The 21,377-nt window shown below is 61.3% G+C and carries 18 protein-coding genes; 12 read left to right on the plus strand and 6 right to left on the minus strand.

The annotated features are described in order from the left end of the window. Positions 1-75: 75 nt before the first annotated feature. The 6 genes from HXW87_RS06380 to HXW87_RS06405 are packed head-to-tail and all read left to right on the plus strand — an operon-like array spanning position 76 to position 7,338. The gene (locus tag HXW87_RS06380; protein ID WP_041065832.1) at positions 76-1,833 is read left to right on the plus strand and encodes a carbamoyltransferase; all 1,758 of its coding nucleotides are present in this window, start codon (positions 76-78) and stop codon (positions 1,831-1,833) included. Then, entirely contained in the window at positions 1,817-2,947 is a 1,131-nt protein-coding gene (locus HXW87_RS06385; RefSeq protein WP_047290942.1) for a glycosyltransferase, read from the plus strand. Before HXW87_RS06380 ends, HXW87_RS06385 begins: the two co-directional genes overlap by 17 nt. Continuing rightward, positions 2,947-3,843 carry an antimicrobial resistance protein Mig-14 gene (locus HXW87_RS06390; RefSeq protein WP_239778602.1) on the plus strand — a complete coding sequence of 299 codons (897 nt, stop codon included), beginning with the start codon at positions 2,947-2,949 and terminating at the stop codon, positions 3,841-3,843. Before HXW87_RS06385 ends, HXW87_RS06390 begins: the two co-directional genes overlap by 1 nt. A gap of 8 nt (positions 3,844-3,851) precedes the next feature. Then, positions 3,852-5,288, plus strand: a complete 1,437-nt coding sequence (locus HXW87_RS06395) for a PIG-L family deacetylase (protein ID WP_239778603.1) — start codon at positions 3,852-3,854, stop codon at positions 5,286-5,288. Continuing rightward, the gene (locus HXW87_RS06400) at positions 5,285-6,439 is read left to right on the plus strand and encodes a glycosyltransferase family 4 protein (protein ID WP_239778604.1); all 1,155 of its coding nucleotides are present in this window, start codon (positions 5,285-5,287) and stop codon (positions 6,437-6,439) included. Before HXW87_RS06395 ends, HXW87_RS06400 begins: the two co-directional genes overlap by 4 nt. A gap of 14 nt (positions 6,440-6,453) precedes the next feature. Next, positions 6,454-7,338, plus strand: a complete 885-nt coding sequence (locus HXW87_RS06405) for a glycosyltransferase (protein ID WP_239779138.1) — start codon at positions 6,454-6,456, stop codon at positions 7,336-7,338. Between the two features lie 18 nt (positions 7,339-7,356). On the opposite strand, the gene HXW87_RS06410 is transcribed toward HXW87_RS06405, so the two are convergent. Together HXW87_RS06410 and HXW87_RS06415 are read right to left on the minus strand one after the other, a co-directional pair. After that, the gene (locus tag HXW87_RS06410) at positions 7,357-8,574 is read right to left on the minus strand and encodes an acyltransferase (protein WP_239778605.1); all 1,218 of its coding nucleotides are present in this window, start codon (positions 8,572-8,574) and stop codon (positions 7,357-7,359) included. Beyond that, positions 8,574-10,436, minus strand: coding sequence for a bifunctional O-antigen ligase/aminoglycoside phosphotransferase family protein (locus HXW87_RS06415; protein WP_095667708.1), 1,863 nt, complete (start codon positions 10,434-10,436; stop codon positions 8,574-8,576). Before HXW87_RS06415 ends, HXW87_RS06410 begins: the two co-directional genes overlap by 1 nt. 153 nt (positions 10,437-10,589) lie before the next feature. On the opposite strand from HXW87_RS06415, the gene msbA reads away from it, so the two are divergent. From msbA to hldE, 4 genes are all read left to right on the plus strand, one after another. Then, positions 10,590-12,392 carry a lipid A export permease/ATP-binding protein MsbA gene (gene msbA / locus HXW87_RS06420; RefSeq protein ID WP_047290948.1) on the plus strand — a complete coding sequence of 601 codons (1,803 nt, stop codon included), beginning with the start codon at positions 10,590-10,592 and terminating at the stop codon, positions 12,390-12,392. A gap of 233 nt (positions 12,393-12,625) precedes the next feature. Further along, a complete protein-coding gene (locus HXW87_RS06425) occupies positions 12,626-13,330 on the plus strand; it encodes a sulfotransferase family 2 domain-containing protein (RefSeq protein ID WP_047290949.1) in 705 nt (234 codons plus the stop codon). Next, positions 13,323-13,934, plus strand: a complete 612-nt coding sequence (cysC, locus tag HXW87_RS06430) for an adenylyl-sulfate kinase (RefSeq protein WP_047290950.1) — start codon at positions 13,323-13,325, stop codon at positions 13,932-13,934. Before HXW87_RS06425 ends, cysC begins: the two co-directional genes overlap by 8 nt. Before the next feature lie 102 nt (positions 13,935-14,036). Beyond that, positions 14,037-15,458, plus strand: a complete 1,422-nt coding sequence (gene hldE / locus HXW87_RS06435) for a bifunctional D-glycero-beta-D-manno-heptose-7-phosphate kinase/D-glycero-beta-D-manno-heptose 1-phosphate adenylyltransferase HldE (RefSeq protein ID WP_041065802.1) — start codon at positions 14,037-14,039, stop codon at positions 15,456-15,458. A gap of 78 nt (positions 15,459-15,536) precedes the next feature. Here hldE and HXW87_RS06440 read toward each other — a convergent pair whose 3' ends face one another. From HXW87_RS06440 to HXW87_RS06455, 4 genes are all read right to left on the minus strand, one after another. After that, complete coding sequence (locus HXW87_RS06440) at positions 15,537-16,505, minus strand: hypothetical protein (protein WP_047290951.1); 969 nt, start codon at positions 16,503-16,505, stop codon at positions 15,537-15,539. Positions 16,506-16,536: 31 nt separating this feature from the next. After that, positions 16,537-17,349, minus strand: coding sequence for an aldo/keto reductase (locus HXW87_RS06445; RefSeq protein WP_239778606.1), 813 nt, complete (start codon positions 17,347-17,349; stop codon positions 16,537-16,539). Next, on the minus strand, positions 17,346-18,521 hold the full coding sequence (locus HXW87_RS06450) for an FAD-dependent oxidoreductase (protein WP_239778607.1): 1,176 nt from the start codon (positions 18,519-18,521) through the stop codon (positions 17,346-17,348). Before HXW87_RS06450 ends, HXW87_RS06445 begins: the two co-directional genes overlap by 4 nt. 146 nt (positions 18,522-18,667) lie before the next feature. Continuing rightward, complete coding sequence (locus tag HXW87_RS06455) at positions 18,668-19,000, minus strand: multidrug efflux SMR transporter (protein ID WP_003221050.1); 333 nt, start codon at positions 18,998-19,000, stop codon at positions 18,668-18,670. A gap of 102 nt (positions 19,001-19,102) precedes the next feature. On the opposite strand from HXW87_RS06455, the gene HXW87_RS06460 reads away from it, so the two are divergent. Both HXW87_RS06460 and waaA read left to right on the plus strand, forming a co-directional pair. Next, on the plus strand, positions 19,103-20,005 hold the full coding sequence (locus HXW87_RS06460; protein WP_086794236.1) for a LysR family transcriptional regulator: 903 nt from the start codon (positions 19,103-19,105) through the stop codon (positions 20,003-20,005). Between the two features lie 11 nt (positions 20,006-20,016). After that, entirely contained in the window at positions 20,017-21,291 is a 1,275-nt protein-coding gene (gene waaA, locus HXW87_RS06465) for a lipid IV(A) 3-deoxy-D-manno-octulosonic acid transferase (RefSeq protein ID WP_239778608.1), read from the plus strand. Positions 21,292-21,377: the final 86 nt, after the last annotated feature.

Below are 21,377 nucleotides of genomic sequence, written 5' to 3' on the forward strand. Positions count from 1 at the left end.
CTCTCGCCCGGTGCGAGGGCACATCAATTTTCAAGGCGCATCGCGCCTGAATGCAGACTAAAGAGGCTAGACCCTGTGGCATTGACGATTCTTGGCCTGTCCGGCGCCCTTAGCCATGACCCTTCAGCCGCCTTGTACATCGACGGCAAGCTGGTGGCGGCGGCTGAAGAAGAGCGCTTCGTCCGCGATAAGCATGCAAAGAACCGCATGCCCTACGAATCGGCGAAGTTCTGCCTGGAACAGGCCGGCATCAAGCCGTCCGACGTTGACGTGGTGGCGATTCCGTTCGCCCCGATCAGCCTGTTCGGCAAGGCCCGCTGGCAGTATGCCAAGCGTTACTGGTACGCCCCGGATCGTGCACTCGACGCGATCCTGATGGGCAACCGTCGCTACAAGCGTTATCGCAACAAGATCGTCTGGTGCCTGGAGCAACTGGGCTTTGATCCGAAGAAGATCAAGATCGAGCCGGTCGAGCACCACCTGGCTCACGCCTCCAGCGCCTACCACTGCTCGGGTTTCAAAGAGAAAACCGCGATCCTCGGCATCGACGGCAAGGGCGAGTACGCCACGACCTTCTTCGGCTATGGCGAAAACGGCAAGATCCACAAGATCAAGGAATTTTTCGATCCGGACTCCCTCGGCGGCCTGTACGGCGCGATCACCGAGTTCCTCGGCTTCGACATGCTCGACGGTGAGTTCAAGGTCATGGGCATGGCGCCGTATGGCGACGCCAGCAAATACGACTTCTCGCGCCTGGCTTCCTTCGAGAACGGCGAGCTGGTGATCAACACTGACTACGCCAACGTGATCGGCCTGCGTCGCTACAAGGAGAAGGGCAAGGGTTACTACTTCTCGCCGAAACTGATCGAGTGGCTGGGTCCCAAGCGCGAGGGCGACATCGCCGACGAGCCGTACATCCACTACGCCGCCAGCATCCAGGCACTGTTCGAAAAAATCGCGCTGCAGATGATCGATTACTACCTGGGCGACGTGCTCAAGGAAACCGGCAAGCTGGCCTACGCCGGTGGCTGCGCGTTGAACGTCAAGCTCAACCAGAAAATCATCGCCCGTGACGACGTCAAAGAGCTGTTCGTACAGCCTGCATCCGGCGACGCCGGCACCGCAGTCGGTGCCGCGGCCTATGTGTCGCACGCCCGTGGCGTGCCGGTCGAGAAGATGGAACACGTCTACCTCGGCCCGTCCTACAGCAACGAAGACGTGATCGCCGCGTGCGCCCGTCACGAGAACAAACCGACCTGGCGCAAGCTCGACAACATGCCGGAGCAGATCGCCAAAATCATGGTCGATGGCAACCCGGTGGCCTGGTTCCAGGGCCGCATGGAGTTCGGTCCGCGTGCACTGGGCGGTCGTTCGATCATCGGTTGCCCGAGCGTGGCCGGTGTGGCTGATCGCATCAACCACCAGATCAAGTTCCGCGAGCGCTGGAGGCCTTTCTGCCCGTCGATGCTCGACACCGTTGCACCGCAGATGATCAAGATCGATCACCCGGCGCCGTTCATGACCTTCACCTTCGAAGTGGCGGAAGAGTGGAAGACCCGCGTGCCGGAAGTTGTCCACGAAGACGGCACTTCCCGGGCCCAGGTCCTGAAGCGCGAATACAACCCGCGCTACTACGACATGATGAAGGCGCTGGAAAATCTCACCGGCAACGGCGTGTCGCTGAACACCTCGCTGAACCGTCGTGGTGAACCGATGATCTGCTCGCCGACCGATGCCCTGAACATGTTCTTCGGTTCCGATCTTCAGTACCTGATCATGGAAGACATTCTGGTGGTCAAAGAGGGCGCAAACGCTTATGACTCGCTCGGCTGAACGCCATGTGCTGCAGTTCTGTCACGGCTATGACGGGCCGTTCCTCGACTGCGCACGGCAGTACGCCAGCCTGTTCGCGGGCACCGGTTATCGGGTGACCACGGTCTTTCTGACCGGGGCCGCCGATAGCGAGGTGGCCGCAGCGTGTGCTTCCGATGAAGTGTTGTTCATGGAATACAGCTCCAAGGCCATTCGTGGCCTGAAGCTGGGCGCCATCGGCGATTTGCGCAAGATCGCCGCTTCACGCAATTTCAGTTTCTGCATCGCCCATCGCTTCAAGCCGATCTACATCGCCTTGCTCGGCACGTCGCTGCCGGTGATTGGCGTGCACCATGCGTTTGACGATTACAAACGCGGCACGCGCAAGCTGTTTGCGCACATTTTCCGCAAGCGCCTGAGCCTGCTCGGCGTCTCCGATGCCGTGCGCGACGACATGCGGCGCTGCCTGCCGAAATGGCCGTCGACCCGCATCCAGACCTTGTACAACCGCATCGATGTGCCGGCCTTGCAGGCCAGTCAGGTGTCAGCCCACGAAGCCCGCGAGACCCTCGGTCTGGCGGCTGATGCGTTCATTGTCGGCAACGTTGGACGGCTGCACCCGGACAAGGATCAGGCCACCTTGCTGCACGGTTTTGCTGCCGCGTTGCCGGGTCTGCCGGGCAACAGTCAGCTGGTGATTCTCGGCAAGGGCCGTCTGGAGCAGGACCTCAAGGAACTGGCGCGCGAACTGGGCATCGGTGATCGGGTGTTGTTTCTCGGTCAGGTGCCGGACGCGCGCAATTACTTCCGCGCCTTCGATGTGTTTGCCCTGAGCTCCGATCACGAACCGTTCGGCATGGTGCTGCTCGAAGCCATGGCCGCCGGCGTGCCTTTGCTCGCCACTGCCTGTGGCGGGGCCAAGGAAGTGGTCGAAGGCGTGGGCATTCTGTTCCCGCTGGGCGATGCCGAACACCTTGCCCAAGGCCTGCAACATTTGGCCGGTATGGATGATCAGCAACGCCGGCAGTGCGCCGAGCTGATGCTCGATCGTCTGCGTGAGCGTTTCTCCGACCGTGCGGTGCGCGACACCTTCTGGCGTCTGCCGCAAGTTACCGATCTGGCACCGAGGGGCTGATGCTCAACCGATTTCAAGGCTGGCGCGAACGTGGCTGGTCGCCCGTTGACGCCTCCACCTATGCCAGCGCCTGGCAGCGTTTTGGCGGCAGTGTCGCGACCCATCCGCTGGTGGTCGAACGCCTGGCGGATCTGGCCGGCATCCCGGTGCGTTATCTGGCCTGGGAGCAGGACGGCGAAGTCAAAGCGGCGATCCCGACCTGGGGCCGTGATTTGGCGCTGTCCAAAGACGTGCTCAAGCGCAACGGCAAGAAAGGCCTGTTCGACCTCGGCAATGCCGAGTTGATCCTGCCGGCCGCCGCCGATGCCCAGGCGCCGCTGCGCCATCGCGCCCGCTATCTGTCGGCGCTCAACGAAAACCGCTTCAGCGGCCTCAAGTTGCAGACCGAACAACTGGCCATGGCCCGCACCCCCGAAGAATTGTCGAAGAAGTTTCGCTACAACCAGCGCCGCGAACTGCGCTTGCTGGAAGAGGCGGGTGGACTGGTGCGTCCGGTCAGTGAGTTTTCCAGTGCCGAACTGGCGGCGATCTACTGTGATCTGTTCCAGCGCCGCTGGGGCTTTCCGGCCACCGGCGCGGCGCGCATGGCCGACGTCATCGAGCTGCTGCGCGAACTGTTGATCGGTTCGGTGATTTTCCTCAACGACGCGCCAATCGCCATTCAACTGGTGTACCGCGTTGAGGCCCCAGAGTGGATCAGCGTCGAGTACATCAACGGCGGCGTCGACCCCGAGACCCGCGAATTCAGCCCTGGCAGTGTGTTGAGCTTCCTCAATACGCAAAGCGCCTGGGAGCACGCGCGAGCACTGAACAAGCCGCTGCGGTTTTCCTTCGGTCGCGCCGACCGTGAATACAAGGATCGCTGGTGCAATCCTGTGCCGGTGTTCACCGTATGAGTCAGCCCATGAGCCGCAAACAGCAACTGCTCAAGCGTCATCGGCGCAATAAACGCATTACCTTGCTGATCGCCCTGATCGTGTTGATCGCGCTCGGGGTGCTGGTGGCGTGGTGGTTGCCGCTGGTGCTCGCGGTGCTTGGCTGGATCGCCCACGAGGCGTGGTTTGCCGATCACCTGTTCTATTCGCCGAAAGACGATTACCAGTACAGCTTTCCACCGTTCACACCGCAGCCGAAAGTGCATCTGAACGGCGAACAATTGCGTCTGGATGAAGGTGTGATGCTGGTCGACGAAGCGACGTTGATCCTCGCGGTAAAGGTCAAAAGCAGTTGGCTCGGACGCTTCTTTGATCCGCGCGTGGAACTGCTCGGCGGGACTAATCCGGATGCGCAAACCTTCGAGCGCGGGGTCAATGGCCTGCGCTATCTGAATCTCAGCGGTCAGGCGCAAGCTCTGTCGCAAGGCCAGTTGCGCCTGCGCGGGCGCTTTTGCCGGGTGTCCGGCGAACCGGTGTTGTGGGCGCTGGAACAGCCTGATTACCGTCGTCAGCGGGTGATGGTCATTGCCCCGCACGCCGACGACGCCGAACTGGCGGCCTATGGCTTGTACAGTCAGGCCGACGAAGCCTGGATCGTTACCCTGACCGCAGGCGAAATCGAAGCCGAACACTATCAACAGATGGGCATGAACAAGGTCGAGGCGGCGCGGCTCAAGGGCCGGTTGCGCGCCTGGGACAGCCTCGCCGTGCCGCGTTGGGCCGGTGTCCCGCAGGAACACTGCGTGCAGCTCGGTTACTTTTGTCTGCAACTGGCCGCGATGCAAGCTGCGCCGAATCAGGCAGTAGGTTCGCGCGAAGCGGACTTGAATGACACGCGCCTGTTTCGTCAGTTGAATCCGTTCACTCTGCCGGGCGACGCCGATGGTGCGCCGACCTGGAACAACCTGCTGGCCGACCTGCGTGAAGTGCTGCTGCGCGCCCGTCCGGACGTGATCGTGTTGCCGCACCCGACCCTTGATCCGCATCCCGATCATGTCTGCGCCCAGCAAGCGGTTTTGCAGGCGCTCCAAAGTCTCGACTGGCAGCCGACGTTGCTCGGTTACGCCAACCATTTGCACGACAACGACCGCTGGCCGATGGGCAACACCGGGCAGGGCATTGCCTTGCCGCCGGCCTTCGATGCGGCGGTGCCGATGCAGCCGCTGTGCCTGCCGCTGTCCCTTGAACAACAGCGGGACAAGGCCATGGCGCTGGGCATGATGCATGACCTGCAGCCGCCGGCACCGTTCAAGCGGCGCCTGCGCCGGATTATCCAGCGTGTGCTCGCCGGGCGGGCCGCGTCGGTGTACGGCGAAAACGAGTTTTTTCGAAAAGCGGTCAGACGCCAGGAATTGTTCTGGTTATTGAAGCACGGTGAACCGGGCGATCAGCGGGGAGAGTCATGAGTCAACGGTCCAAGGTGTTGCAGCTGCAACCCGACTACAACGTCAAAGCCCATGATTTCGCCGACCTGGCCGAGCAGATCGTCAAGGCGTTACCGCCTGATCGCTATGAAGTCACGGCGGCGTTCCTGCGCGGCAAACCGGGGCCGGGCGAGCCGGTGAGCCGGGCTGACCGTTCGGTGTACTTCGAGTTTTCCGACAAGTCGCTCAAAGGCATGCGCCTGCGGGCGATGTGGCAGCTGTATAAGTTCTGCCGTCGAGAAAAGTTCGATGTGGTGATCTGCAACCGCTTCAAGCCGGTGAACATGATGCTGGCGCTCAACCGCTGGTTGAAGGTGCCGCTGTGCATTGGCATCTCCCACGGTTTCGGCGAATACGACCGCTTTTACCGACGTCATCAGACCCAGCGCCTGATCGATCGGCACTGGCGCTTCGTCGGCGTTTCGCCGGCGGTCAAACAGTACCTGCTCGATTGCGATTGCGGCTTCACCGACCAGAACACCTACGCCATTACCAATGCCATCGACATCGAGCAGGCCGAAGGCTTGCAGCACAGCCGCGACAAAGCCCGCGAGTTGTTGGGCCTCGACCCGAATGTGCGTTTGATTGGCGCGCTGGGGCGGCTGGTGTCGGTCAAGGGCCACACCTATCTGTTGCAAGCTTTCGCCGCACTGAAAGACAAATACCCGAACACTCAATTGGCAATTATCGGTGCCGGACGCCTGCAAGCGCCGCTGGCGGCGGAGATTGAGCAACTGGGCTTGAGCGGCCGTGCGCATCTGCTGGGGTTCAAGGAAAACGCCCTGCAATACGTGCGTGCGTTCGACATCTGGACCATGCCCTCGCTGGCCGAAGGCCTCGGCCTGGCCTTGCTCGAAGGCATGAGCGGACACCTGCCGGTGATCGCCTCGAATGTGCCGGCCATGTTGCCGCTGATCGAAGGCGCCGGTGGCTTGGCGATTACACCCAAGGATGTACCGAGTCTGGTCGCCGCGCTGGACAACTATCTCGCGCTATCGGATGAAGAACTCAAGGCCAAGGGCGAGCAGGCTTATCGCTACCTGCAGGAACAACACGACATCGAGGTGTTCCGTCAGCAATACCTGGACCTGATCGACTCTGGCCTCGAGCAGGCCCGCAAGGAGCAGCCGTGAGCGAAGTACAAGTCATGAGCGAAGCCAACGCCCTCGTCACGGTGATCATCGCCTCGTACAACCACGCCCCGTACATCGAGGAAAGCATCCTCAGCGTCCTCAATCAGACCTACAAGAACATTGAGCTGCTGGTGGTCGATGACGGTTCGAAGGACGACAGTGTCGAGCGCATCAGCGCGTTGCAGGCGCAGTACGGTTTCGATTTTCGTGTGCAGCAGAATCAGGGCCTGACCAATACCCTCAATGGCGCTATCGCCCGTTCGAAGGGCAGCCTGATCGTGCCGTTCGGCTCCGACGACATCATGTACCCGGAGAGAATCGCCACCCAGGTGGCGTACATGGACGGCAAGCCCGAAGTCGGGATCTGCGCCGGCAACATCGAATTGATGCACGCCGATGGCAGCCTTTACCCGGAGAAGCGTCAGCGCCGTGACGTGCCGTTCCGCCGTCTGGATTTCGACGATATGTTCCTTGAGCGCAAGCCGTATCCACCGGCACCGACGCTGATGATCCGTCGTGAGGCGCTGGACAAGGTGGGTGGCTTCGATCCGACGATTCGCCTTGAGGACCTGTACATCGAGCTGAAAGTGACCCGCGCCGGCTACTTCATCGACGGTTTGAACGTGGTGATGGCGCGTTACCGCAAGCACGCCACCAACTCGTACAAGAACCATCGCTTCATGATCGAGAACATTCTGCGCACCTATGCGCTGTTCAGCGATCATCCGCTGTATGACGAAGTACGCTTCAAGGCGCTGAACTCGATGTTCCTCAAGACCGCCAACCGCAATCGCAAGCTGGCCCGCGAACTGCTGGCGCAGATCCCGTTCAAGGCCTGGAACAAGAAGACCTGGCGCGGCTTGGGGCGCTTGCTCTTTTCTCCGCTGGAAAAGGACTGAGGTCCTGGTCGCTCACACTCAGCGAGCGACTTTCTCCGGCAGGCCCTTTTCGCCCTTCTGGCGCTGGCGCAACCAATGCACAACCTTCTTGCCGGCAGCCATGCCCGGTTGCTCGATATAGAGGAAGGTCACGCTGCTGATCAGAATCAGCAGGCACGTGCAGACCGCCACCAGGGGCAGGTACACCGAAGCTTCCCGCGCATCGATATCCAGCAGCAGCGGCAGCCGTTGCACCATCAGCCACAGGACGAAACCGTGCAGCAGGTAAGTGCTGTAGCTGATTTCGCCGAGCCAGCGAATGCTGCGTGGTTTCAGCGCGCCGAACAGGTTGTTGCCGGACGCCACGATCACGAAAAACAGCGTCAGCAAAAACAGCGGCGCAGTCTTGAACGCCCGACTGAACGCGGTGAACGCAACCACCAGCGCGAGCACGGCGATGATGCTCGCCAGGCGTGACTGGCTCCATGCCACGAGCGCCGGGCGGCGAATCCAGTACGCGGCGGCGATACCGCCGAGGAAACTCGCCAGAAAGTGCTTCTTCAGCGAATGCTCCCAACCGATGATCTGGTACAGCGCGTAGATGCCGATCAGGCACAGCACCACCTGCAACCAGTTGCCGCGGTAGATGAACACCAGTCCGGCGAGTGGCAGTGCCAGGTAGAAAAACACTTCATAGGCCAGTGTCCAGGTGACGTTGGATATCAGCATGCCGGAGTGTCGGTACTGGTTGATGTCCGGGCGGTCGAACGTCAGCCACGCTAGCACCTGCTTGAACAGTTCCAGCCCCGACTCTTTCAATTGCCAGCTCTGCAAGTGGAAGATCGAGACGAACACCAGCAGCATCAATGGCAGGTACAGCGGGTACAGGCGGAAAACCCGCGAAACGCCGAATGCCAGCCAGTCGTGGTTGCGGCCCTGCGCGAGCAAGCGGCTCCAGAACAGGAACCCGGTGATCATGAAGAACAGCGCGACGCTGCCCTGGCCCAGCATCGAATAGAAGTTGCTCGGGGGGAAGTCGATCACGCCGGTGCGCAAGAAGATCCAGGTAATGATCGAATGGTGCACGAATACACCAAACGCCAGATAGCCGCGCAGACCGTCGATGCTGGCATAGCGGCTTTCGCCGGAATGCTGCAGGTGCCGGGCAATTTTCGGCACCGCGCGCAACAGCAGGGCGGAGGTGACGATGGCCAGCAGGTAGGCTGCCAGCGCAATAAGAGGATTGGTTTCGATCATCACTGAACTCGGGCCGGGGTGTTGCCGGCCAGCACTTGCCTGTGCAGATTTTCAACTGCGGATTTGGACGCCGTCACAGCGTATCCCTGGAGCAGGGCATCGAGGTGATCCTCGAACAGCCAGCGTTTGTCGACAGTGTAACGTTGCATATGACGCAAATTGCGTTGACGCATCGAAAGGCTGAGCGGGGTCGGGTAGATGCGCAGGTCGGCCAGATCAATCAAGCCGAACTCGCCATCTTCCAGTACCAGTACGTTGCCCAGGTGCAGCGAGCGGAAGTACACGCCTTTCTCATGCAATTGCGCCATGAATTTGCCGAAGCGTTCGATCAACGCCTGACGCACCGCCGGGGCGGTAATGCCCTGCAGCACCTGACGCAGGGTGTGGCCAGGCAACGGTGCGTAATGCACGGCACTGCTGCCATCATCGAGACGGTAAACGTTCAATACTTGCGGGGTGGGAATCCCCATCTGGCGCAGTTGTTCGCTGTTGACTGCGAACCGCTCGGAGTAGGGGTTGAAGCTGCCGGAGGTGTACCAGCGGCGGCGACGGAACAGTTTGAGGAAGCTGCCATCGTTCAGGCACAGGACTTTCGGGCCCAGGCCGTCTTCTTCGATGATCCGGGCTTCGCGGCTCAATTGCTCAAGGCCTGTCACCGACAGCTTTTGCACGGGCAGGGTCAACAGGCGCCGCGCGCGTTGATTGATGCTCAGCGCCGCGATCAGTGCCAGCGGGATCCACAGCAGGAACCAGTGCTCCTTGGGCCGCGAAATGATCCCGCCACCTTCCGTCAGGCCTGCGCCGATACCGAATATCAGCCAGGTCGAAGCAATGATCAGCATGGGCTGTACACGCTGACGCCAACTGCTCAGCAGGCCCCATAGCAGGAAAAACAGCCATGGCAGCAGGCCGATGATGCCGACGTAATACAGAACCCCCAGGACAAAGCTGTGCGGCTCCTGAAAACTGACACCGTTGCCGGGGTCGACAGCCAGGCTGGCGCTGTAGCCATGGCCGATCCAGGGGTGATCAGCAATCATGTGCAGCACTTTCTGCCAGATTTCCAGGCGGTAGGAATCGCCACGTTCAATGATCATCTGCGCAAACAGGGTCAGAACGGTCGCGGCACTCAGGACCAGCGCGATCAGTAACCCTACCGAGCGTCGGTTCCAGCAAATGAAACACAGCCACAACGCAGCCATGGTCAGAGCCACCAGTGGTGTTCTGGAGCCGGTGCCGATCACCGCCATGAACATGACGGCCATCGCCGGGACGCTGAGCCACATCATCTGGCGGCGCTTGCAGGTCATGGTCACACTCAGCCAGTAGGCGCTGAAGAACCCGAACAGGTGTGAGCTGAGCAGCGGGTTATCGAAGGCGCCGCCGCCAATCAGGCGCATCCCCGGTTCATAGATCCGGGCGAACATGAACAGGAAAATGGTGGTAGCAATCAGGGCGACCAGCGCTGCGCCGAACAGCAAGGGTTGCAGGATGTCGCTACGGTAGCGCACCAGCAGGTAGCAGCCGGCAAACAGCAGCAAGGTATGCAGTGGCGGCTTGAACATTCCGCCGAGCGGCTCCCCGCCCGGCCCCCAGGCGAGGCTGAGCAACGCCCATGCAGCGAACAGCAGGACCGCGACGAAAACCGGCTCGCGCAGCAGCTCCTTGAGCTCACGCGGGCGCAGGCACAGTGCGATCAGTGTCGGAATGCTGAACAGCCCGTAGAACAACTTGTGATGAAGGCTTCGACCCGGCAAAAAGAACAGCGCGCACAGGAGCAGGAAATAACCGGTGGGGAGTATCCACAGGCTAATGAAATCGAAAACTCGATTGGACGTACCGCTGAAGCCGCGAAGTTGCATGCTGTGAGATTCATTCCTGAGGTTGATCGACCATTCGAGTGATGGCTATTTGATGCAGAAAAGGTGCATAACAATAACAGCCTTTCGCCGATTGCCAGAACCCTGAAGAAGCTGTGCTAAAGTCAGCGTCCTTTTTATCGACTTTCGCGTGATATGACCGACTCCAGTCCCGCCGCAAGCCCTTCGAGCTTGAAAATCTACTTCCGCCTGCTCGGCTACGTCCGGCCGTACATCAGTCTGTTCCTGATCAGCATCGTCGGCTTTCTGATTTTCGCCTCGACGCAGCCGATGCTCGGCTACATCCTCAAGTACTTTGTCGATGGCCTGTCCAATCCTGAAGCGGTGCTGTTTCCCTCCGTGCCTTACCTGCGTGACCTGCAACTGCTGCAGGCCGTACCGCTGCTGATCATTGTGATCGCCGCGTGGCAGGGGCTGGGCTCCTATCTGGGCAACTACTTCCTGGCCAAGGTTTCCCTGGGGCTGGTGCATGACTTGCGTGTGCAGTTGTTCAACAACCTGTTGGTGCTGCCCAACCGCTATTTCGACAAGCATAACTCCGGTCATCTGATTTCGCGTATCACCTTCAACGTGACCATGGTCACGGGGGCGGCAACAGATGCGATCAAGGTCGTAATCCGTGAAGGGATGACGGTGATCTTCCTGTTTGCCTCGCTGCTGTTCATGAACTGGAAGCTGACGCTGGTGATGGTCGCGATCCTGCCGCTCATCGCCTTGATGGTGCGCACCGCGAGCAAGAAATTCCGCAAGCAGAGCAAGAAGATCCAGCTGGCGATGGGTGACGTCACGCATGTGGCCTCGGAAACCATCCAGGGTTATCGCGTGGTGCGCAGCTTCGGTGGCGAGGCTTACGAAGAACAACGCTTCCTCAACGCCAGCCAGAGCAACACCGACAAGCAACTGCGCATGACCCGTACCGGCGCGATCTACACGCCGATGCTGCAACTGGTGATCTACACCGCCATGGCGGTGCTGATGTTCCTCGTGCTGTTCCTGCGCGGTGACGCCTCGGCCGGTGACATGGTCGCCTACATCACCCTGGCAGGTCTGCTGCCCAAGCCGATCCGTCAATTGTCCGAAGTCAGCTCGACCATCCAGAAAGGCGTGGCCGGTGCCGAGAGCATTTTCGAACAACTGGACGTCGAGCCGGAAGTCGATACCGGTACGGTCGAACGCGATTCGGTGAGCGGTCGCCTGGACGTGCGCAACCTGAGCTTCACCTACCCGGGCACCGAGCGTCAGGTGCTCGACGACATCAGCTTCTCGGTCCAGCCGGGACAGATGGTCGCGCTGGTCGGCCGTTCCGGCAGCGGCAAGTCAACGCTGGCCAACCTGATTCCACGCTTCTATCACCACGACAAGGGCGAAATCCTTATCGACGACGTGGAAATCGAGCAGTACAAGCTGCTCAACCTGCGCCGTCATATCGCCCAGGTGACCCAGCACGTCACCCTGTTCAGCGACACCGTGGCCAATAACATCGCTTATGGCGATCTGGCCGGTGCACCCCGCGAAGACATCGAGAAAGCCGCGCGTGATGCCTACGCGATGGACTTCATTTCGCAACTGCCGCAAGGCCTCGACACTCAGGTCGGCGAGAACGGTGTATTGCTCTCCGGTGGCCAGCGCCAGCGTCTGGCAATTGCCCGCGCGCTGCTCAAGAACGCGCCGCTGCTGATTCTCGACGAGGCCACCTCGGCGCTCGACACCGAATCCGAACGGCACATTCAGGCGGCACTGGATCAGGTGATGAAGGGTCGCACCACCCTGGTGATCGCCCACCGTCTGTCGACCATCGAGAAGGCCGACCTGATTCTGGTCATGGATCAGGGGCGGATTGTCGAGCGTGGTACCCATGATCAGTTGCTGGCGCAAAATGGTTACTACGCGCGCCTCAATGCCATGGGCCTGGATGCGCCGGCCGAAGATATCGCCTGATTCCAGGCCCTGTCCTGTGGGAGCGAGCCTGCTCGCGAAAGCACTGCAACAGACGACGTCCGTGTCGCATGTTCACCCGCTATCGCGAGCAGGCTCGCTCCCACAGTCGTTTGTATCCAGACCTTTACCCTTCTTGACCAAACCGGAATAAATCCGGGCATCGCGCTTGTTAAGGTTCCCCAACGAACTCTGACTTTCATCGAGGGGGCCATCCCCGTCGCGCGGGTGCTTTCATGTTGCAACGCTATCTCTGGAAACTGCTGCCCAAGCCGCAGCGAGCCTTTCTGCTCGGGCGCCTGTCGGTGGTCGATCGGCAGGTGGTGAACAAGTCGATGTCGGCCAACCTCACGTTTCCCCAGCCCTTCCAGCAGCGCTCCTGCCTGTTCATCCATGTCCCGAAATGTGCCGGCAGCAGCGTTTGCACGGCGTTGTTCGACGGCTGGCGTCCCGGGCACTTGCCGTTGTACTGGTACGAAGAGCAATTCCCCGAGCAGTTCGCCAACGCCTTCAAGTTCGCCTTTGTCCGCGACCCGCTGGAGCGCGCCTATTCGGCCTACGCCTTTTTGCGTGGCAACGAGTTGAGCGCGCGTGACCATTCGGCGCAGCAGTTGGTGCGGCAGTACCGGGATTTCGACGATTTTGTCGCGCGCTGGCTGCATCCGGAAACGGTTGCCCGGCAATTGCACTTTGCGGCACAGACCGACTTTCTTACCGATTCGCTGGGGCATCTGGCGCTGGACTTCATCGGTTATCAGGAACACTTGGCGCGGGATTTTCGTCTGGTTTGCGAACAGTTGGGGCTGACTGGCGAGTTGCCTCACGTCAACGGCTCGCGGGAAAGGCAAGCAATGCCGGCGCGGGAGTTCTGTACGGTGCGCACCCGGCGTCTGGTGCGTCGGGTTTATCAGCGTGATTACGAGTTGCTCGGTTATGAATGAGTTCCTGTCAATGCCGATGCAAGCCCCGGCCATTCGGCCTTACGGTCTGGCGTTATCACATCAGGCCCGTGCAGCGCTCAAGGCGCAACGCCCACGCTGCCTGTGGCTGACCGGATTTTCCGGCGCCGGTAAGTCAACCCTGGCCAATGCCCTCGAACTGCACCTGCATGCGTCGGGTCTGCACACCTTTCTGCTCGATGGGGACAATGTGCGCAATGGCCTGTGTCGCGACCTGGGCATGAGCAACGCCTGCCGCCGGGAAAATACTCGGCGCATGGCCGAGGTAGCACGGTTGATGGTCGACGCCGGGCTGATAGTGATCGTTGCGGCCATTTCGCCGTTTCGCGCCGAACGCGACGCTGCGCGCAGGTTGTTTGCCCAGGGTGATTTCATCGAAGTGCACGTCAGCACTTCGCTGGAAGTCTGCGCCCGTCGCGATCCGAAAGGGTTGTATCAGGCCGTGCGGGAAGGAAGGATCAAGCACTTTACGGGCGTGGACAGCCCTTACGAAGCGCCATTGGCAGCCGAGTGGCAGATCGACACCGAGGCGCTGGAGTTGTCCGAATCCTGTGAGCAACTGGCGGCGCTGGTGCTCAAAAAATGAGCAAAGTAACGGACTGTTTCATCCTGTTGCAGGCTGCACTCAAGCCTGCGCCATCCCTGTGTTAATATCGCGCCCCTGTTCATTTTGTATGTGGGTTGCTCCATGAAGTTGTCCATGCCGCGATTCGATCAAGCCCCAGTCTTGGTGGTCGGCGATGTCATGCTCGACCGTTACTGGCATGGTGGAACCTCACGGATTTCCCCTGAGGCACCGGTTCCGGTTGTAAAAGTCGAGCAAATCGAAGACCGTCCGGGCGGTGCTGCCAACGTTGCCTTGAACATTGCCGCGCTCGGTGCGCCGGCGTCGCTGGTCGGTGTGACCGGTGATGACGAAGCTGCCGACAGCCTGAGCAACAGTCTCAAGGGCGCTGGCGTGCGTGCCCTGTTCCAGCGCATCGCGCATCAGCCGACCATCGTCAAACTGCGGGTCATGAGCCGGCACCAGCAATTGCTGCGTATCGACTTCGAAGAACCGTTTGCCACCGATGCGCTGGCCCTGGCCTCGCAGGTCGATGATCTGCTCGAAGGGATCAAGGTGCTGGTGCTGTCGGACTACGGCAAAGGTGCATTGAAAAACCATCAGGCCTTGATTCAGGCGGCCCGGGCCAAAGGCATTCCGGTGCTGGCCGATCCCAAGGGCAAGGATTTTTCGATCTACCGTGGCGCCAGTCTGATCACGCCGAACCTCAGCGAATTCGAAGCCATCGTCGGTGGTTGCGCCGATGAGCACGAGCTGGTGAGCAAGGGCGCTGCCCTGATGCATGATCTCGAACTCGGCGCGCTGCTGGTCACCCGTGGCGAACACGGCATGACCCTGCTGCGTCCGGAGCATCCGGCGTTGCACCTGCCGGCCCGTGCCCGTGAAGTGTTCGATGTGACCGGTGCCGGTGACACGGTGATTTCCACCCTCGCAGCGGCAATTGCTGCCGGTGAAGAACTGCCGCACGCGGTGGCACTGGCCAACCTGGCCGCCGGTATTGTGGTCGGCAAGCTCGGTACTGCAGCGATCAGCGCTCCGGAACTGCGTCGCGCGATCCAGCGTGAAGAAGGTTCGGAGCGCGGTGTTCTGGGGCTGGAGCAACTGGTACTGGCAGTGGCCGATGCTCGCGCGCATAACGAGCGCATCGTCTTCACCAATGGCTGCTTTGACATTCTGCACGCCGGGCACGTGACTTACCTTGAGCAGGCGCGTGCCCAGGGCGACCGTCTGATCGTGGCGATCAACGATGACGCCTCGGTCAGCCGTCTGAAGGGGCCGGGGCGTCCGATCAACAGTGTCGACCGACGCATGGCGGTCCTCGCAGGCCTCGGCGCGGTGGACTGGGTGATCAGCTTCCCGGAAGGCACCCCGGAAAACCTGCTGCGCGAAGTCAAACCGGATGTGTTGGTCAAGGGGGGGGATTACGGTATCGACCAAGTGGTCGGCGCCGACATCGTCAAAGCTTACGGCGGCACGGTGAAAGTGCTGGGGCTGGTGGAAAACAGCTCGACCACGGCGATCGTGGAAAAAATTCGCGGTCACTGATTCAAGCTAAAAAGATCGCCGCCTGCGACAGCTTCCGCATTGGAATGCGAGCTGCCGCAAGCGGCGATCTTTTGCGTTTCAGGAACTGACTTTCTTGCGCGGTACGATCTTCTTCAACAGTTGCTTCGCCTTGCCGCGCAACCGCGCCAGGCCCGTGGGTTTCTCCGGCGGCGTCAGGCCTTGTTGACGTAGCCAGTCCTTCCAGCGAATCCGCTCCTCGCGCACCAGCCAGCCATCCTGTCTGGCAAAACTTTCGGCCAGATACAGACCGCGCGTGCCGGCCGGAGACAGCAGGCCTTTCTTCAAGGTGTACAGCTCGGCCAGCGGCTCGCCATCCTGCAACGGCATCAGGTACAGATCCGGACGCTTGCGGTCCAGGCGCGCCACCAGTTGATCACCCTCCAGCCGCTCATCGACATGAAACAGGCTCAGCGATTTGGCTTCTTTTGGCACTTCCAGGCGCAGGTCGTAGATCAGTTGCAGCGACGCGGTGGGCAAATGCACATAGGCCCGGGGCCGTTCGAGCAATTGCAGATTGGCACAGCGCACCGGCCGCGCCGAGCCGGACAACGGCGTCAAGCGAAACGGCAGCGCTTCGCGGTAATGCAGGGCGGACGAGTAGGGCGCGGGCAGCCACGTGTCGTTGAATCGCCCGCCGAGCCAGCCCTCCGGGGTTTCCAGCAGGCACTCTTCGGCAATCTCTTGAATTGCGGTGTGCAGCGGGATGTTCAGCTCATGGGCCGGCACATAACCGGAAATCAGCTTGAGCACCACGTCGCCGCGATCCTGCCGACGCTGGCGCACCAGCACCCAGTAGTCGCGATTCTGCCAATGCAGGGTCAGGCGCACCGAGACTCCGAGGTTGGCCAGTTCCACCGCGAAGCGCTCGGCATCCGCCACGCTCACCGGTTTGCGCCGCTGCAAGGTCTGGGCGAAATTCAGCGGCATGCCGACGCTCTGATAGGTCAGGCCTTCGGGCGTGGCCTCGACGAACAGCGGCAGTGTCTTGAAGTTGCTCGGGTTCTTTCTGATGAGCGTGCGCGGCATGTCGGCTCCTGCTTAAGGCCGCGAGGCGGCGTCAGTGACCACGAAGGACCTGGGCAACGGTCGCAACGTTATGGGCGAGGTGCAGCGGATTGATCGTTCCGACAATAGCACTGGCCACGCCGGGCTGCCGGAACAGCAGCTCGAAGCTGGCGCGTACCGGGTCCACGCCGGGGCTCAGACACACATGGCCGCTGGCCAGCGCCTTCTTCACCAGAATGGCTTTGCCGTGGGCAGCAGCATAGTCAATGACTGCCTTCTCGTTCTGTTCGTTCAGATTGTAGGTGACCATCGCGCAGTCCCCTTGCTCCAGGGCCTTTAGTCCGCCTTCGACGGTTTTGCCGGAGAAACCGAACCCGCGAATCTTGCCCTCGGCCTTGAGTGCGGCAAGGGTGGCATAGACCTCTTCGCGCTCAAGGATCGCCAGGTCGTTGCCGTCGGAGTGCACCAGCACCAGGTCGATAAAATCGGTTTCAAGACGTCGCAGACTACGCTCCACAGACATCCGCGTGTGCGCGGCGCTGAAGTCATGCCGCGACAGGCCGTCGGCAAACTCTTCACCGACCTTGCTGACGATCACCCAGTCCTGTCGCTGGCCGCGCAGTAACGGGCCGAGGCGTTCTTCGCTGCGGCCATAAGCCGGAGCCGTGTCGATCAGGTTGATGCCCAAACCTTTGGCCTGATTGAGCAGCAAGCGTGCCGCGTCATCGTCGGGGATCTGGAAGCCGTTGGGGTATTTCACGCCCTGGTCGCGGCCCAGCTTGACCGTGCCCAGGCCCAGCGGGGACACCAGCAGGCCGGTGCTGCCCAGCGGGCGATGCAGTTCGTGCAGGGTCGCTACGCTCATGGCAACAATTGCTCCCAGGCCGGTACGCCCATTGGTGGTTTTGGCAATGCCGGCAGTGGTTCGGTCGGTTGTGGCTGAATGCCGTCGCGCTCCAGTGAGGCGATGACCCGGTCGGCAAAGTCCGGTGCCAGCGCCAGTTTGGTCGGCCAGCCCACCAGCAGGCGACCCTGCTCGGCAAGGAAAGCGTTGTCCGGGCGGGTCAGGCCGGTTTGCAGCGGTTCGGCGCGATCCACCCGCAAGGTCGCCCATTGCACCTGGCTCAGGTCGATCCACGGCAGCAATTGGCCGAGTTCTTTCTGCGCAGTGGCGATCTGTTCGGCAGGCTCGCGGGCCACACCATCGCTTTCGGCAATGTCGCCGCCCAGGTACCAGACCCAGTTGCCATCAGCGGCCGGGTGAGTCGTGACGGTGATGCGCGGCTTGGTGCCGCCACCCAGGCAATGGGCGTACAACGGCTTCAGGCTCGGGCCTTTGGCGATGATCATGTGCAGCGGTCGGCGTTGCATCGCCGGTTGGGTCAGGCCCAGGTCTTCCAGCAACTGCGCGGTGCCGGCCCCTGCGCTGAGGACGATGCGCTGGGCGTGGATTTCACGACCGTCGACCTTCAGACCGACCAGCACGCCTGCTTCGAGCAGCGGTTCAATGGTTTGCCCGGCGAGCAGGCCGTCGCCGGCCAGATCGGCCAGACGCTGGATCAGGCTCGGCACGTCGACCACCAGTTCGGCGAGGCGATAGACCTTGCCCTTGAAGCGCTTGTCTTGCAGCGCCGGCGGCAGTTGATCGCCCTTGACCTGATCGACTCGGCCACGCACGGCTTTACTGGCGAAGAAACTGGTGAGGTTGCCGGCGAGGGTGCCGGGCGACCACAGGTAATGCGCTTCGGACAGCACGCGCACGCCGGACAGGTCCAGCTCGCCGTTGCCGGCCAGCGCCTCACGCCAGCGGCGCGGCATGTCGGCGATGGCTTCCGAGGCGCCGGTCAGTGCACCGTGCAGCGCGTATTTGGCGCCACCGTGGATGATGCCCTGGGACTTCACACTCTGCCCGCCGCCGAGGCTGGCGCTTTCCACCAGCACGGTCGAAAAACCCTGGCGGCGCAGACGCGCGTTCAGCCAGAGGCCGGCGACACCAGCGCCGACAATCAGCACGTCGGTGGAAATAACGGATGGCATGCAACGACCTCAGTGTTCAAGACGAGGGCGCAGTATACAGACTCGGGGGTCGGAGCTCAGAGGCGAAAAAAGATCGCAGCCTTCGGCAGCCCCTACAGGGATAGGCATTCCAATGTAGGAGCTGCCGAAGGCTGCGATCTTTTTCTTCAATGCCCTGCGGTCTTGGAGAACAACTGGATGACCACCACGCCGAGCACGATCAGCGCCATCCCGAGCATCGCTGGCACGTCCAGTTTCTGCCCATAAATGAACAGCGCCGCGACGCTGACCATGACGATGCCCATGCCCGCCCACACGGCGTAGGCGACACCCACCGGCACGGTGCGGACAACGAGGGTCAGCATCCAGAAGGCGATCCCGTAGCCGACGATCACCAGGATCAGCGGCAGCGGGGTGCTCAAGCCTTTGACCGCTTTCATCGAAACGGTGGCGATCACTTCGGCGCAGATGGCGATAGCCAGGAAGGCGTAGGCGTTCATGTGTAGATCCTCATGTAAAATGTTGCTTGCTGAGGCGGCATTCTAGTGATTCGCCAGATGCGGTAAAGTCATTACCTATCTGTTTTGAAGATGGGTCGATCGATGAATACCCAGTGGAATCTGGAACAATTGCGCGCCTTCGTCAGCGTCGCCGAACAGCGCTCGTTCTCCGCCGTCGCACGTCAGCAGCGCAAGGCGCAGTCAGCCATCAGCAGCGCGATTGCCCTGCTGGAAGATGATCTGGGCGTCAGCCTGTTCGAGCGTAGCAGTGGTCGCCAGCCCCGGCTCACCGAAGCCGGCGAGGCGCTGCTCGAAGAGGCGCGAGAAGTGTTGCGTCAATGCGAGCGTCTGAACGGTCGGGCGATGGCGATGATGCGCGGTCAGGAAGCGCAGTTGCGCGTGGCCCAGGACGAGGCCATGCCTTATCAGGCACTGGTGGAAAGCTTCGATGCGCTGGCCGGGCAATTTCCCAGCCTCGAAGTGCAACTGACCAGCGCCGCTCAGGGCGAAGTGGCGCGCAAACTGGTCGAACGCCGTGCCGATCTGGGCCTGCTGTTCTATCACGATGAGATCCCCGAAGCGCTGGAACGTCGGGTCTTGGGGCGGGTGGAAATGGTCACCGTCTGCGGCATCAATCATCCGTTGGCGACGCAGTCCTACGTCACCTGTCAGCAGCTGGCGCAGCATCGGCAATTGCTGATGTCGACGCAAACGAGCGTCTATCCCGGCAACGAGCCAGCCAGCCCGCAGGTGTGGCGTGCCGACAGTTTCTATGTGATGGCCGAATGGCTGGTGCGGGATCTTGGCTGGGCGTGGCTGCCCCGGCATGTGGTGCAGTATTCGGCCTATCAGGGCCTGATGGTTGAGCTGGACAGTGAATGGACGCCGCCGGCGCTGGTGGTGGAACTGGTCTGGCGCCGCGACGAACCGCTCGGCCCTGCCGCAAGGTGGCTGGCGGAACGTTTTGCCGTGCACTTGCGGGCGATCGGCGACAAAAGTCGATAAACTCCGCCGCCATGAATAGAACTCTCTACACCGCGCTGTTTTACCTGGGGCTGCCATTGGTGGCAATTCGGCTGTGGCTGCGCTCGCGCAAGGCTCCGGCGTATGCCAAACGGATTGGCGAGCGCTTCTCTTATGGCATGCCGTCACTGCGACCCGGAGGCATCTGGGTGCATGCGGTATCGGTGGGAGAGAGCATCGCTGCTGCACCGATGATTCGCGCCTTGCTGCAACGTTATCCACAGCTGCCGATCACCGTGACCTGCATGACCCCGACCGGATCGGAACGGATTCAGGCGCTGTTCGCCAGCGAGCCGCGCATCCAGCATTGCTATCTGCCATACGACTTGCCGTGCGCAGCGGCGCGTTTTCTTGATCACGCCAAACCGAAACTCGCGGTGATCATGGAAACCGAACTGTGGCCCAACCACATTCATCAGTGTGCCAAACGCGGGATACCGGTGGCGCTGGCCAACGGTCGTCTCTCCGAGCGTTCGGCGCGGGGCTATGGGCGCTTCAGCAAGCTGACCGCGCCGATGCTCGCTGAAATGAGTTTTTTCGCAGTGCAGACCGAGGCTGAAGCCCAGCGCTTCCGAGATCTCGGCGCGCGTCCGCAGACGGTCGAGGTCACTGGCTCGATCAAGTTCGACCTGACCATCGACCCGCAACTGCTGCAGCGCGCCCATGAGTTGCGCGGCCAATGGCAGGCGCTGGAGCGCCCGGTGTGGATCGCTGCCAGTACCCACGATGGCGAAGACGAAGTGGTGCTCGACGCCCATCGTCGCCTGCTGGCGAATTACCCGAATGCGCTGCTGATTCTGGTACCGCGTCATCCCGAGCGTTTCAATTCGGTGTTCGAATTGTGCCAGCGCGAAGGCTTTGCCACGGTGCGTCGTTCCACCAGTGCCAATGTCGAGGCAAATACCGCGGTGCTGCTCGGCGACACCATGGGCGAATTGCTGTTTCTTTACGCGCTGGCGGACAGTGCCTTCGTTGGCGGCAGTCTGGTGCCGAACGGAGGACACAATCTGCTGGAGCCAGCGGCGTTGGCAAAACCGGTGCTCAGCGGCCCGCACCTGTTCAACTTCCTCGACATCGCCGCGCAATTGCGTGAAGCCGGGGCGTTGGCCGAAGTGGATGACGCCGAAGGGCTGGCGGTGGAAGTGCAGCGCCTGTTCGAATTGCCGCGCGATGCCCAGCGCATGGCCGAGGCCGGGCTGGCAGTGATGCGGCGTAATCAGGGAGCGTTGCAGCGGCTGCTGGATGGGCTGGGCCGGTTAATCAAATAGTCGCCTGGAACATTGTGGCGAGGGGATTTATCCCCGATGGGTTGCGCAGCAGCCCCAAACCATTCACCTCGGTGATTCAGTCAGAT

This window comes from Pseudomonas sp. Y5-11 (genome assembly GCF_022368695.1).
GTDB classification, from domain to species: Bacteria; Pseudomonadota; Gammaproteobacteria; order Pseudomonadales; family Pseudomonadaceae; genus Aquipseudomonas; species Aquipseudomonas parakoreensis.

Coding starts and splice junctions, on each gene's coding strand:
- HXW87_RS06385 (WP_047290942.1), top strand. CDS start 1,817: ATGACTCGCTCGGCTGAACGCCATGTGCTGCAGTTCTGTCACGGCTAT.
- HXW87_RS06390 (WP_239778602.1), top strand. CDS start 2,947: ATGCTCAACCGATTTCAAGGCTGGCGCGAACGTGGCTGGTCGCCCGTT.
- HXW87_RS06395 (WP_239778603.1), top strand. CDS start 3,852: ATGAGCCGCAAACAGCAACTGCTCAAGCGTCATCGGCGCAATAAACGC.
- HXW87_RS06400 (WP_239778604.1), top strand. CDS start 5,285: ATGAGTCAACGGTCCAAGGTGTTGCAGCTGCAACCCGACTACAACGTC.
- HXW87_RS06405 (WP_239779138.1), top strand. CDS start 6,454: ATGAGCGAAGCCAACGCCCTCGTCACGGTGATCATCGCCTCGTACAAC.
- HXW87_RS06410 (WP_239778605.1), bottom strand. CDS start 8,574: ATGATCGAAACCAATCCTCTTATTGCGCTGGCAGCCTACCTGCTGGCC.
- HXW87_RS06415 (WP_095667708.1), bottom strand. CDS start 10,436: ATGCAACTTCGCGGCTTCAGCGGTACGTCCAATCGAGTTTTCGATTTC.
- msbA (WP_047290948.1), top strand. CDS start 10,590: ATGACCGACTCCAGTCCCGCCGCAAGCCCTTCGAGCTTGAAAATCTAC.
- HXW87_RS06425 (WP_047290949.1), top strand. CDS start 12,626: ATGTTGCAACGCTATCTCTGGAAACTGCTGCCCAAGCCGCAGCGAGCC.
- cysC (WP_047290950.1), top strand. CDS start 13,323: ATGAATGAGTTCCTGTCAATGCCGATGCAAGCCCCGGCCATTCGGCCT.
- hldE (WP_041065802.1), top strand. CDS start 14,037: ATGAAGTTGTCCATGCCGCGATTCGATCAAGCCCCAGTCTTGGTGGTC.
- HXW87_RS06440 (WP_047290951.1), bottom strand. CDS start 16,505: ATGCCGCGCACGCTCATCAGAAAGAACCCGAGCAACTTCAAGACACTG.
- HXW87_RS06445 (WP_239778606.1), bottom strand. CDS start 17,349: ATGAGCGTAGCGACCCTGCACGAACTGCATCGCCCGCTGGGCAGCACC.
- HXW87_RS06450 (WP_239778607.1), bottom strand. CDS start 18,521: ATGCCATCCGTTATTTCCACCGACGTGCTGATTGTCGGCGCTGGTGTC.
- HXW87_RS06455 (WP_003221050.1), bottom strand. CDS start 19,000: ATGAACGCCTACGCCTTCCTGGCTATCGCCATCTGCGCCGAAGTGATC.
- HXW87_RS06460 (WP_086794236.1), top strand. CDS start 19,103: ATGAATACCCAGTGGAATCTGGAACAATTGCGCGCCTTCGTCAGCGTC.
- waaA (WP_239778608.1), top strand. CDS start 20,017: ATGAATAGAACTCTCTACACCGCGCTGTTTTACCTGGGGCTGCCATTG.